This window comes from Phenylobacterium sp. (genome assembly GCF_036723115.1).
GTDB lineage: Bacteria > Pseudomonadota > Alphaproteobacteria > Caulobacterales > Caulobacteraceae > Phenylobacterium.
In genome coordinates this window covers 1-12,932 of the sequence record NZ_DAIMHV010000083.1, presented here as the reverse complement: position 1 = coordinate 12,932, position 12,932 = coordinate 1, and the positions used below count along the sequence as shown (strand labels likewise).

The 12,932-nt window shown below is 66.8% G+C and carries 7 protein-coding genes and 1 pseudogene; 4 read left to right on the top strand and 4 right to left on the bottom strand.

Annotated features, from left to right (window positions below; all coding sequences use genetic code 11):
- The 4 genes from V7D28_RS09795 to V7D28_RS09780 form a co-directional block, all read left to right on the top strand.
- Positions 1-836 (top strand): homocysteine S-methyltransferase family protein (locus V7D28_RS09795; protein ID WP_333587199.1); only part of this gene is annotated, 836 nt, incomplete at its 5' end.
- A gap of 77 nt (positions 837-913) precedes the next feature.
- Entirely contained in the window at positions 914-3,559 is a 2,646-nt protein-coding gene (metH, locus tag V7D28_RS09790; protein ID WP_333587198.1) for a methionine synthase, read from the top strand.
- A 19-nt stretch (positions 3,560-3,578) separates the two neighbouring features.
- The gene (locus tag V7D28_RS09785) at positions 3,579-3,887 is read left to right on the top strand and encodes a DUF1244 domain-containing protein (protein ID WP_333587197.1); all 309 of its coding nucleotides are present in this window, start codon (positions 3,579-3,581) and stop codon (positions 3,885-3,887) included.
- Positions 3,888-3,997: 110 nt separating this feature from the next.
- Positions 3,998-4,438 (top strand): hypothetical protein, encoded by a 441-nt coding sequence (locus V7D28_RS09780; protein ID WP_333587196.1) that lies wholly within the window; start codon positions 3,998-4,000, stop codon positions 4,436-4,438.
- A 54-nt stretch (positions 4,439-4,492) separates the two neighbouring features.
- Here the strand turns inward: V7D28_RS09780 and V7D28_RS09775 are convergent, their stop codons facing one another.
- From V7D28_RS09775 to V7D28_RS09760, 4 genes and pseudogenes are all read right to left on the bottom strand, one after another.
- The gene (locus V7D28_RS09775; RefSeq protein ID WP_333587195.1) at positions 4,493-5,443 is read right to left on the bottom strand and encodes an SH3 domain-containing protein; all 951 of its coding nucleotides are present in this window, start codon (positions 5,441-5,443) and stop codon (positions 4,493-4,495) included.
- 143 nt (positions 5,444-5,586) lie between these two features.
- Entirely contained in the window at positions 5,587-8,478 is a 2,892-nt protein-coding gene (locus V7D28_RS09770; protein WP_333587194.1) for a TonB-dependent receptor, read from the bottom strand.
- A gap of 522 nt (positions 8,479-9,000) precedes the next feature.
- Positions 9,001-12,021 (bottom strand): TonB-dependent receptor domain-containing protein, encoded by a 3,021-nt coding sequence (locus V7D28_RS09765; protein ID WP_333587193.1) that lies wholly within the window; start codon positions 12,019-12,021, stop codon positions 9,001-9,003.
- Between the two features lie 409 nt (positions 12,022-12,430).
- Positions 12,431-12,932, bottom strand: a pseudogene (locus tag V7D28_RS09760) (hypothetical protein); the annotation flags it as partial.

Below are 12,932 nucleotides of genomic sequence, written 5' to 3'. Positions count from 1 at the left end.
CCGGCGCCGACATCAGCGAGACCAACACCTTCTCGGCCACCACCATCGCCCAGGCGGAGTATGAGGCGGGCGAGGCGGTCTATGACATCAATTTCCAGGGCGCGAGGATCGCCCGCGAGGTGGCCGACCGCTGGACGCAGAAGGAGCCGGACAAGCCCCGGTTCGTGGCCGGCTCGGTGGGGCCGCTCAACCGCATGCTGTCCATGTCTTCGGACGTGAACGATCCCGGCGCGCGGACGGTCACCTTCGAGCAGGTCTATCAGGCCTATCGCGAGCAGATGATCGCCCTGCACGAAGGCGGGGTGGACATGTTCCTGATCGAGACCATCACCGATACCCTGAACTGCAAGGCGGCGGTGAAGGCGATCCTGGACCTGGAGGATGACGGCTATGAGCCGCTGCCCATCTGGATCTCGGGCACCATCACCGACCGGTCGGGCCGCACCCTGTCGGGCCAGACGGTGGAGGCCTTCTGGAACTCCGTGCGCCACGCCAAGCCCTTCGCCATCGGGCTCAACTGCGCTCTGGGCGCCGACCTGATGCGGCCGCACATCGCCGAACTGGCCCGCATCGCCGACACGCTGGTTTCGGCCTATCCCAATGCCGGTCTGCCCAACGCCATGGGCGAGTATGACGAAAGCCCGCACGAGACCGGCCACGCCCTGCACGAATGGGCCAAGAGCGGGCTGGTCAACATCCTGGGCGGCTGCTGCGGCACGACGCCGGACCACATCCGCCACGTGGCCGACGAGGTGCGCGGGGTAAAGCCCCGCCAGGTGCCGGAGCGGCCTCCGGCCCTGCGCCTGGCCGGCCTGGAGCCCTTCGAGCTCGCCTGAGCCTTTGACCTTTTAGCGAATTGCGGGAGAAGGAGCCGTCGGCCAACTCGGCGGCTCCTCTGACCTATCGGAGCACCATGCGTCCCACCTTCATCAATATCGGCGAGCGGACCAACGTCACCGGCTCGGCGAAATTCCGGAAGCTGATCGTCGAGGGGGACTTCGCCGAGGCCCTGTCGGTGGCCCGTCAGCAGGTGGAGGCCGGCGCCGCGGTCATCGACGTCAATATGGACGAGGGCCTGCTGGATTCAAAGCAGGCCATGATCACCTTCCTGAACCTGATGGCGGCCGAGCCGGACATCGCCCGGGTCCCGGTGATGATCGACTCGTCCAAATGGGAGGTGATCGAGGCTGGCCTGCAGTGCGTGCAGGGCAAGTCCATCGTCAACTCCATCAGCCTGAAGGAGGGCGAGGAGTCCTTCGTCCGTCAGGCCAAGGCCTGTCTGCGCTATGGCGCGGCCGTGGTGGTCATGGCCTTCGACGAACAGGGCCAGGCCGACACCGCCGCCCGCAAGATCGAGATCTGCACCCGGGCTTATCGCAAGCTGGTGGACGAGGTGGGCTTTCCGCCCGAGGACATCATCTTCGACCCCAACATCTTCGCCGTGGCGACGGGGATCGAGGAGCACGACAACTACGCCGTCGACTTCATCGAAGCGACCAAGGCGATCAAGGCGACCCTGCCGGGCGCGCGGGTGTCGGGCGGCGTCTCCAACGTCTCCTTCTCGTTCCGCGGCAACGAGCCGGTGCGCCGGGCCATCCACTCGGTCTTCCTCTATCACGCCATCGCCGCGGGCATGGACATGGGCATCGTCAACGCCGGCGACCTGCCGGTCTATGACGAGATCGAGCCGGAGCTGCGCGAGGCGGTGGAGGACGTGATCCTCAACCGGCCGGCCCGCACCAATGTCTCCAACACCGAGCGTCTGGTGGACCTGGCGCCCAAGTACAAGGGCGGCAAGGGGCAGGCCAAGGGCCCCGACCTGGCCTGGCGTGAGACGAGCGTCGAGGAGCGGCTCAAGCACGCCCTGGTCAAGGGCGTCACCGAGTTCATCGAGGCCGACACCGAGGAGGCCCGCCAGCAGGCGGAGCGCCCCCTGCACGTCATCGAAGGTCCGCTGATGGCGGGGATGGACGTGGTGGGCGACCTGTTCGGCTCGGGCAAGATGTTCCTGCCCCAGGTGGTGAAATCCGCCCGGGTGATGAAGCAGGCCGTGGCGTATCTCATGCCCTTCATGGAGGCCGAGAAGGAAGGCAAGCCTCGCGAGGCCGCCGGCAAGGTGCTGATGGCCACGGTGAAGGGCGATGTCCACGACATCGGCAAGAACATCGTGGGCGTCGTCCTGCAGTGCAACAATTACGAGGTCATCGACCTGGGGGTCATGGTTCCGGCCGACCGCATCCTGGACGAGGCCCAGAACCACAAGGTCGACATCATCGGCCTGTCGGGCCTGATCACGCCGTCGCTGGACGAGATGGTCTTCGTCGCCAGCGAGATGGAGCGCCGGGGCTTCGACATCCCGCTGCTGATCGGCGGCGCCACCACCTCCAAGACCCATACGGCGGTGAAGATCGCGCCGGCCTACAAGCGCGGCTCCACCACCTATGTGCTGGACGCCAGCCGGGCGGTGGGGGTGGTTTCGGGCCTGTTGTCGCCCACTGAGCGCGACCGCATCCAGGCCGAGACGGCGGCGGAGTACGAGCGGGTGCGCGAGCAATACGCCCGCGGCCAGACCAACCGCGCCCGGGCCAGCCTGGAGGACGCCCGCGCCAAGGCCTTCTCCATCGACTGGGCCGACTATGATCCGCCGCGGCCGCACATGAGCGGTCTGCAGGTGTTCGAGGACTACGACCTCGCCGATCTGGCCGCCCATATCGACTGGACGCCCTTCTTCGCCTCCTGGGAGCTCGTGGGCCGCTTCCCACAGATCTTGGAGGACGACATCGTCGGCGAGGCCGCCCGCAGCCTCTATGCCGACGCCCAGGCGATGCTGAAGAAGATCGTCGAGGAGAAGTGGTTCACCGCCAAGGGCGTGGTGGGCTTCTGGCCGGCCAACGCCGACGGGGACGATGTGGTGGTCTATGCCGACGAGGCCCGCGTCACCGAACTGGCCCGCTTCCACACCCTGCGCCAGCAGATCGCCAAGGCCGACGGCAAGCCCAATGTGGCGCTGGCCGACTTCATCGCGCCGATCGGGACCAAGCCGGACTGGATCGGCGGCTTCGCCGTCACCGCCGGCCACGGCGAGGCCGAGATCGCCGCCCGCTTCAAGGCCGCGGGCGATGACTATAACGCCATCCTGGCCGCCGCCCTGGCCGACCGTCTGGCCGAGGCCTTCGCCGAGGCCATGCACCGCAAGGTCCGCACCGAGCTCTGGGGCTTCTCGCCCGACGAGCCCTTCGACATCGAGGCCCTGATCTCGGAAAAGTACCAGGGCATCCGCCCGGCGGCGGGCTATCCCGCCCAGCCCGACCATACGGAGAAGGCGACCCTGTTCCGTCTGCTGGACGCGTCGGCCAGGGTCGGGGTGGAACTGACCGAGAGCTTCGCCATGACGCCGGCCTCGTCCGTGTCGGGCCTCTATTTCGCCCACCCGCAGGCCCACTATTTCGGCGTCGGGCGGATCGAGAAGGACCAGGTGGAGGACTATGCCCGCCGCAAGGGGTGGGACCTGGCCGAGGCCGAGCGCTGGCTGGCGCCGATCCTGAACTATCAGCCCTGAGCCGAGCCCCGGAGGCCCCATGACTGAGATCGACGACAAGACCGCCGCCGCCGCATTTCGTCGCCTGGCGGCGCATCTGCAGATGCGCCATGACGCCCAGAACGTCGATCTCATGGGGTTGGCCGGCTTCTGCCGCAACTGTCTGGCCGACTGGGTGAGCGAGGCCTCCGACGGCGAACTCACCCGCGCCCAGGCCCGCGAGGCGGTCTATGGCATGCCCTACGACCAGTGGAAGGCCGCCCACCAGGGCGAAGCAACAGCTGAACAGCTGGCGCGGATGGAGGCGAGCGTCGCGCTCAATCAACGTCTCCGGGGGGAGGCGGGCTGAGGCCCTCTCGCCCGCGCCGACGCCACCAAACCTGCGCCTTGGGCGTTTCCTCTGTCCTTGGCTGGACCTGACCTCGCGGGACAGGGCCGGCGACGGTTCATGGAGGCCCTATGCGTTACATCCAAATTCCTGCCTGCGCCCTTGGTCTGGCCGCGCTCGCCGCCTGTTCGGCGCCGCAGACCACGGCTGAGGCCGACCCCTATGCGGGCCTGAGCGAGGCGATCCGGGTCTGGCGGACCGAACTGGTCAACTCGCCGGCCTGTCCCGCGCCGGCGCCCGAGGCGGGCGTGGAGGGGCCTGGGGCCCGTGAGGGCTGCCGCAGCTTCACCGTGGCCTGCAAGGTGGAGGCCGAACCCGAGGCGGCGGAAGCCGAGGCCGGCGTCGAGGTCAAGGCCCTGGCCGGCATGCACTGGGAAGCCTGGGACCCGGCCAGCGAGGAGTTCAGGCGCGCGTCTTCGGCCGCCTATTTCACCCGCTCCGGCGAAACCTGGAGCCGGGCCGAGGCCCCGGCTGTCAATCTCAGCACCTGCCAGCCCTTCACCTCGAGCTGACCGGCGGCTTCCCGTGCGCCGACGCCTGGCCGGCGCACGGGAAATGGGCGTTCGTCAGCGCGACGGCGCCAGGCCCGTATTCAGCACCCAGCCCACATTGTCGTTCTCGTCGGCCACCTCCCACCAGAGTTCCTGCTGCTTGCCGGTGGGATAGACGGTGGCGCCCGCCGGCAGGGTGCGCAGAAGACGGCCGTTGGCGTCGGGCGAGGCCCGCAGGTTGACGTTGCGCTGAGCGGTGAAGGTGCGCGACGGGGCGGCCTGGGCGGCCGAGACGCCCGTGGCGAGGCCCCCCATGTCCGTCACCAGCTTGGTATAGGCATCCATGAAGGCCAGGGTGACGATGCGGCCGATCTCGGTGTCCTCATAGCCGCCGCCCACCGCGCCGGCGAAGCCCCAGCCGCCGCCGGCGCCCCAGCCGATATCGTTCTTCACCGCATAGCCGTCCTGCACGGCGACGGTTTCGGTGGTGCGCACATTGGTGAGGGAAAGCACCGTGTTCGCCTCGAGCTTGGTGGTGCGGATGCCGCCGATCAGAGCGCCGGCCCGGCCGCCCACCAGCCCGCCCACCACGCCGGCCACCGCCGAACCGGCGGCGTTGCTGTCTCGCGCCTGCACCTCGGCCACCAGCACATAGTCGGCGGCCCGGACTTGGCCCTGGCCCATGTTGGAGCCCCGTTGGAGGCCGAGATTGCCGCCGATGTCGCGTTCGGTCTGAGCCGCTGTCAGGCCGGCGCCGCGGTCGACCAGATTGAAGCAGCCTGAGCGTTGCACAATCACCCGCAGCAGCTTGGCCGGAGGGGCCAGATTATACTGCGCCCAGCCATAGGGATTGTCGCCGTCGATGATGGAGAGGGTGCCCAGGCGCTGGCTGCAGCGCGGAATCTCCGCCATGGCCTGGGTCTGCGCCTGTTGGGCGTTGGTGGGCCGGGCCTGAGCCAGGGCGAGGCTGGGCGTCAGCAGGGCGATGGCGAGCGCGCCCGTGGCCGCGCGACGAAGACTGTTCATGGAAGACCCCCGATAGAAGGCCCACAGCCTAGCTTGGGCGCAGGCGAGCGCCAACCGTCCCGCATGCGGCGGCCCGGCGCTCTCCACGAAAAAAGGGCGGCGTCCTGCGACGCCGCCCCCAAGATCGTTCGAGCCTCTGAAGATCAGAAGCGCTTGGTCACGTTGACCTTGTAGTAGCGCCCGTAGGGGTTGGCGGTGAACGGGTCGTAGGAGAGGTCCAGGCGCGCGAACGGCGGGTCCTGGTCGAACAGGTTGATCACCGTGGCGCTCACCGTGGTGTCCCAGGGCAGGAAGACCCGATAGGCCACATCAGTGGTCACGAAGGCGTCGATCTTCTGGCCGGTCGGGTTGGTGGCGAAGGTCGCCGAACCCGCACGGGTGTCGATCATGTCGTCGATATAGCGAACCGTGGCCCGCAGGTTGTGGATGTCGCGGGTGTATTCGGCGAAGACCGAACCGCGCCACTGGGGCTGAGACCCATAGCCCAGATAGTCCATGGTGCCGGTGTAGTCGGTGGCGCCGGCCACGGTCACCCCTTCGATCGTGGTCGGATCGACGGCGTATTCCAGGACGTAGGTCAGATCCATGCCGAAGTTCATGTCGCCGCCCAGCACGTCCCGCGCCCGGTAGCTGGCCGAGACGTCGATGCCGTTGGTGGTGACATCCGGGCCGTTCACGAAGTTGATGCGGACGCGGTTGATCGCCGCGGCGCTGCAGGCGCCGGTGAAGCTGATCCGCGACAGCAGCGGCGCGAAGGCCGGATTGGCGCAGTTGTTCGCGCCCGCCGCCCCGTTGGGGAAGATGGCGTTGACGATGTCCGAACCAGATTCGTTGTCGATCGGACCCTTGAAGTCGAAGTTCCAGTAGTCGATCGAGGCGCGGAAATCGCCGAAGTCGAACAGAGCCCCGAAGTTCAGGGTGTTGGCTTCTTCAGGGCGCAGGTTCGGATTTCCGAAGGTGTCATAAGCCCGGTAGCCGCCCGCCGCGGTGGTGTAGGCCAGCGAGGTGGTGGAGGAGGGCGTGATCTGGGTGATCGGCGGCGCGCGGAAGGTCGAGCCGGCCGAGGCGCGGAAGGCCAGCCAGTCGGTCGCCTGCCAACGCAGGGCGGCCTTGGGATTGGTGGTGGACCCCACATTGCCGCCGTAGTCCTCGTGACGAACCGCCAGGGTGGCCGTCAGCGTGGTGGTGATCGGCACGCTCATTTCGCCGAAGACCGAGATGACCGACTGATCGAGATCATAGTCGGGCAGGGCGCCGAAGAAGCTGAAGGGGCCATTGCGCGAGACGCAGGTGGCGTTGGTGATGATCGAGGAGTCCGGGCAGGGGCTGACGGCGATGTTGGTGAAGTCGCTGTTCTTCCGCTCCAGGCCGCTCCAGCGATATTGGGCGCCGGCCGCCCAGCCGATCGGGCCGCCGCCGAAGTCCAGGGGCAGCTGGCCGTTGAAGACCAGGTCGGCCGTGTAGAGCTGCGAGCGGATCTCGTAGGCGTATTCGTCGAAGATGTAGTCCAGGACTTCGCGGCTATTGGCGGTGCTGGCCACGTAGTTGGGGTTCTGACGGCCGTCCACCGCATTGCCGGGCGTGCCCGACGAGAAGGGGTTGAACCACAGGCAGCCATTGGCGCCGGGGGTCGTGCCGGTGCAGTTGAAGCCGCCCAGGCCCTGAAGGGCGCGCTGCAGGCGACCCACCAGGATGTCTGGCGTGGCGATGCTGCTCCAGTTGTCCATGTAGGTCATGGACGCGTCCCAGCCGATGCCGCCGCCGAACTCCAGCTCGCCCTTCAGCGAGGCCGAGATCCGGTAGGCGTCGAAGCGACGCTTGTCGTGCTTGGCGCCGCCGCCGAACAGGTCGTTGCCGTCCACGCCGATCGGCCGCCAGGCCACCGAGGTGAACAGGCCCGCGGTCGCCGCCGAGGCGGGGACCTGGCCGGGATAGGTGGAGAGCAGCGCCTGAAGGCCCGGATTGGCCGCCGGAATGAAGAAGCCGTTCCCCTGGATCTTGGTGGTCAGGGCCGAGGAGGGGAAGTTGTTGGGCGGGTAGGACGGCGAGGAGTGCTCGTTCGACACATCGTGGCCGGCATAGAGCGCCTCCACGTGGAAGGTGGTGGTGTCGTTGATGTCGAAGTTGAACTCGCCGTAGAGCTGCCAGTGATCTTCGTCTTCCACCAGGTTGTTGAAGCCGATGTACTGGAACTGGCAGGGGGCGCCGGCCGTACCGGGACCCGAGATCAGGTTACAGGCCGGGTCAGTGAACGGCGCGGTGTAGGTCACGCCGCCATTGGCGCTGGACAGGAACAGGCCCGGATTGCCGAAGGACGACCAGCCGCCCTGCGGGTTCTCGGCGAAGGAACGGACGGCGAAGTCGCGCTCGACCGTGGGCAGCTTGGAGCGGTGACGATAGCCGGCGGTGAGCAGCAGGCTGGAGCGGTCGCCGGTGTGGCCATAGGCCAGGCTGGCGTTGTAGTCGCCGTCCGAGCCGTCGATGAAGGAGTAGCCCGCCTGGGCCTCCAGGCCGCTGAAGTTGCGACGGGTGATGAAATTGACCACGCCGCCGATGGCGTCGGAGCCATAGGTCGCGGCCGCGCCGTCCTTCAGCACTTCCACCCGGCCGATGGCGGCCGTGGGGATCAGATTGGTGTCCACATAGATGGAGCCCGGGGAGGTGGACATCCGTCGGCCGTTGAAAAGCACCAGGGTGCGGGCGGCGCCCAGGCCGCGCAGGTTGGCGCTGCCGGCGCCCGTGGTCTGGCCGGCGCCGAACTGATTGGATTCGCCCACCGCGCCCTGCATGGCCGGGATGGACTTGATGAGGTCGACGGTCGAGGGCGAGCCCTGACGCTGCAGTTCGTCGGCGCCGACGACATTGACCGGGAGGGCGGCGTCTTCAGGCGTGCCGGCGATGAACGAGCCGGTGACGATGATCTCCTCGACCACGGTGGGAGCCGAGCCCGGCGCCTGGGCTGCAGCCTGGCCCGCGCTCAGCGCCACGGCCAGCACGGCGGCCGACGCCGTGGCGAGGTAATGAGTGGTTCTCATAATGCGTTTCCCCAAATCCAATTCTCTATGTGGCGCGCAGGCTCAAAAAGCCGCGAGCGCGCGCCGTAAGTGACCGACGGTCGGGGAGAAATGCAAGGTTCCTGAGCGTAAACGCCAGAAATGATCACTCCAAATAATGACGTTCGATAATAAAAACGCCGCGATATACGCCATAAAGAACTGCGTTCCTGGACCGGCGTGACCGCCGCTGGCTGCGGCCGAGAGAAAAAGCGTTTCAGATCAACGGCTAAAAATGACGTTGGTGATAAAATTGCGGCGTCGACAAGGAGTGTCGCATTCCGGTCACAGCGACGTCAAAATCTTCCAGCGCGGCGCGTCGGGCGCTCGCCTAACGCCATACCGTGACCATGAAGACGGCTGTAATCCTAGGAGAGGTAACGGTTCCTGGGGTGGCGCATCGGAGATTCTCCTGCGCCATCCGCGCTACCGGCGGCGCGGGGCGCAAAAAAGAAGGGGCGGCCTGTGGCCGCCCCTTCCAGGCATTCGAAGATCGTTCTTTGCTTAGAACTTCTTGCGCAGACCGATCTTGAAGTTCCGGCCGTACACGTTGCCGATGGCCGGATCGTACGAATACTCCAGGCGCGAGGCCGAGGGATCTTCGTCGGTCAGGTTCAGCACCGAGGCCGTCAGGGTCGTATCCCAGGGCAGGAACACCCGATAGGTCAGGTCGAGGGTCGTGAACGGGTCCACTTCCTGGCCGAAGGTGATCAGCTGGCAGCCCGTGGTGGAGGTGGCGTTGGCCACCGTGCAGGGCGCGGCCGAGGCGCCGGTGTTGACCACGGTCGGCCCACGGTTGTCCGTGACGCCGTCCACATAGTTCACCGTCGCCCGCAGGCTGTGGGGACCGTTGTTGTACTCAGCGTAGAAGGCGCCGCGCCATTCCGGAATGGTGCCCGGCAGACGGTCATAGTTGGCGAAGCCCACCGCCTCGTAGCCCGGGGTCACGGTCACGCCGTTGTAGATGAAGGCGTCCTGTTCGTACTGCAGGACGTAGCTCACCGTGGCGTTCATGTTGACGCTGCCGCCGAACACATCGCCGGGATAGCGATAGTCCAGGGTGACGTCGACGCCCGAGGTGCGCAGTTCCGGCCCGTTCACCAGGTCCGAGCGGATCCGCGAGATGTCCGACCCCATGGTCACGCCCTGAACGCAGGCGTTGTTGTTGGCGAAGGTCACCAGGCTCCGCAGCGGGTGGGCGCAGTTGACGAACTGGGCGCCGTTGCCCGGGCCGTTGCCGACCAGGTTGCCGACCACATTGGCCGGAACGCGGACGATCTGGTCCTCGAGCTTGATGCTCCAGTAGTCCACCAGGGCGCGGAAATCACCCACTTCGACCACGGCGCCGACGCTGTAGGTCAGAGCCTTTTCAGGACCGATGGCGGAGTTGCCGAAAGCGTCCACCGACTTGAAGGCGTTGCCGGCGGCCTGGATGCCGGCCAGGCCGGTGGCGCCGCCCGGCGCGCGATCGGTGGGGGTCGGACCCCGGAAGGTGGAGCCCACCGAACCGCGGAACGACAGCCAGTCCAGAGCGTCCCACTTCATGGAGAGCTTGGGATTGGTGGTCGAGCCGGTCTCGCCGCCGTAGTCCTCATAGCGCACAGCCAGCTGGGCGTTGAGGGTGTCCAGGATCGGCAGGTTCAGCTCGCCGAAGAGGGCGTAGATGTTCTCATCGACATAGTAGGGCTGCGACTGGCCGAGGAACATGTACGGGCCGGTGCGGATGGCGCAGCTGGTGTCGCCGGGCACCGGGCAGGGGGTGATGTTTCGGTCGTAGAAGTTGCTGCCCAGGCGACGGGTCTGTTCCGACGAACGCCACTGGCCGCCGGCGGCCCAGCCCACTTCACCACCCGGCAGGTTGAAGCCGGTCATGCCGTTGAACACCAGGTCCACGACATAGAGCTCGTTGGTGGTTTCGCCGATCTGGTCGTCATAGAGCCAACGCACCAGGGCCGCGTCATTGGCCTGGGCCGGCACATAGGCGGGGTTGGTCCCGCCGAGCAGCGGATTGCCCGGATAGGCGGTGGAGAACGGGTTCAGCCACTGACAACCGTTGGCGCCGGGGGTGGAGCCCGTGCAGTTTTCGCCGCCCAGGCCGCGCAGGGCGCGATCGAGACGGTTGATCAGGATGTCGCGGGTGATGCCGTAGGCCTGGTTCTTCGAATAGGTGAAGGACAGGTCCCAGCCGATGCCGTTGGCCACGTCCATCCGGCCCTTCAGGCCGGTGGCGATGCGGAACAGCTCGTAGGAGCGCTCGCCCTTCTGGCCGTCATTGCCGAACGCGGGATTGCCGCCGCTGGCGAAGGGACGCCACAGGGTGAGCTGCAGGCCCGAGGTGGGAACCGCCGCATAGGCGCCCGCCGCCGCCGCCGAAGCGAAGATCTGCGGGTTGGCGGCCACGAAGGCCTGGACGTAGGGGTTGGACTTGGGCGCGAAGTACTGGCTGCTGCCCGGGCCGAACGGCCCCTGGGTCGGCGGATAGGACGGGGAGTAGCCGATGTTCGGCACGTCCGTCTTGGAGTACATGCCCTCGATGAAGAACTCGATGGAGTCCGTCAGGTCGAAGTTCATCTCGCCGTACAGCTGATAGCGGTCGGTCTCTTCGATCAGGTTGGCGAAGGGAACGTAGCTGTAATAGCAGGACGGCAGCTGGCTGGCGCCCGACTGATAGACGCCCTGGAAGCCGCCCACGGCCGCGCAGGTGCCTTCGCGGATCGAGCCGACGGCGTCGCCGAAGATCGGATCAGGCGTGCCGGGGATGGTCGGCAGGTCGACGCCCAGACGCGCCACATAGAAGCCGGGGTTGGACAGGAACGACCAGCCGCTCGGATTGGTGGTGTAGGGCTGGTAGGCCCAGTCGCGGTCCAGGGTGTCCAGCTCGGAGCGGTGCTGATAGCCGGCGGCCACGAAGATGTTGCCGCGCTCGCCCTGCCAGCCCCACGAGGCGTTCAGGTTGTACTCGCCGTCCGAACCGTCGACATAGCGGTACTCGCCGCCCACCTCGAAGCCCGAGAAGGTCTTCTTGGTGATGAAGTTGATCACGCCGCCGATGGCGTCGGAGCCGTAGGTGGCCGCCGCGCCGTCCTTCAGGATTTCCACGCGGCCGATGGCGGCGGTGGGGATCAGGTTGGTGTCCACGCCCGTCAGCGGGTCGGTGGACATCAGGCGACGGCCGTTGAACAGCACCAGGGTCCGCTGCGGGCCCAGGCCGCGCAGGTTGATGGAGCCGGCGCCGATGGAGCCTTGGGCCGCGGTGGAGAACTGGTTGGAGTCGCCCAGGACCGGGCCGCTGACGGTCAGCGACTTGATCAGTTCGACCGTGGAGGGCGAGCCCTGCTTTTCGAGGTCGTTGGCGCTGATCACGTCCACCGGCAGGGCGGCGTTCTCAGGCGTGCCGGCGATGAACGAGCCGGTGACGACAATTTCCTCGACCTCGACCTGGGCCATGGCCTGACCGGCGCCCAGGCTGATCGCCAGGGCGACTGCGGCGGTCGAAACCGTCGAGAGGTATTTTGAACTCCTCACACGTTTCCCCTTCTTAAGAAGCGTTGTGGGCCAAGGGTGGCCCGATCGCCGCGTAAAGAGAGGGGGAAGGTAAAGAAATCAAGTTCAGTGCTTGAGCGGCTTACTCAAAAACACTGTAAAAAGAACAATGGTATGTCAGAAGTTACTAGAATATGACCCCGCATAATATCGCTATGCCAAAAATAGCTAGATTGGGGCCGCCTATCGCGTCAAAACCGCAATAAAATCAACATCCTTGTCCGTCGCCCGCGTCAGTTTTTCGCCACGTCATAGAGATGTCGCACCAGAGACACACCTGGGGCGAATTCGGGGGAAGAGCGCCACATTGGCGTCGTTTGAGCGAACCCCGGTCACGCCCGGGCGCCGGCGCCCTGAAAATGCACAGGGGCCGCGGCCGAGGTTTCGGCCATCAGGATTCGGGAACGGCCTCGGGTGCGGGCGCTTCGCTGGCGGCGGGTTCGGCGGGCGCCGCGCCGGTGTCGAAGGCCACGCCGGCCATGCGGGCCTGGGTTTCCAACAGGCTGGCGGTGGCCTCACAGCGGGACGGCAGCGTCCAGCTCATCCACTCCTGGGCCACGCGGGCCTTGGACTGTTGGGCCACATGCGCCCAGACCGCGCGGCCACGTCGGACAGCCTCGGCCCCCTGGGCGTTGATCGGGCGGGGGCTGGCCTTCTCGGCGGCTTCGATGGCGCGGGCGAAGGCCGCCAGATTGCGGGCGCTCAGAGCGTCCAGCTCGTCATAGACCTTCAGGTCGTCGGCCAGAGACGACCCCGGCCGCCGATAGGTGGTCTCGATCCGCACCACCTCGGGCATCACCTCTTCGCGCAAGGCCCTGTGGGCCGAAAGCGCACCATAGCACCAGGCCACCAGCCCGTAGGGGTCACGGGGCGCGCCGGGGGGGAAGGGCGCC

What these genes read in the sequence shown, in the direction of transcription:
- V7D28_RS09775 (WP_333587195.1), bottom strand. Translation starts at nt 5,443, where the DNA reads ATGAACAGTCTTCGTCGCGCGGCCACGGGCGCGCTCGCCATCGCCCTG.
- V7D28_RS09770 (WP_333587194.1), bottom strand. Translation starts at nt 8,478, where the DNA reads ATGAGAACCACTCATTACCTCGCCACGGCGTCGGCCGCCGTGCTGGCC.
- V7D28_RS09780 (WP_333587196.1), top strand. Translation starts at nt 3,998, where the DNA reads ATGCGTTACATCCAAATTCCTGCCTGCGCCCTTGGTCTGGCCGCGCTC.
- V7D28_RS09785 (WP_333587197.1), top strand. Translation starts at nt 3,579, where the DNA reads ATGACTGAGATCGACGACAAGACCGCCGCCGCCGCATTTCGTCGCCTG.
- metH (WP_333587198.1), top strand. Translation starts at nt 914, where the DNA reads ATGCGTCCCACCTTCATCAATATCGGCGAGCGGACCAACGTCACCGGC.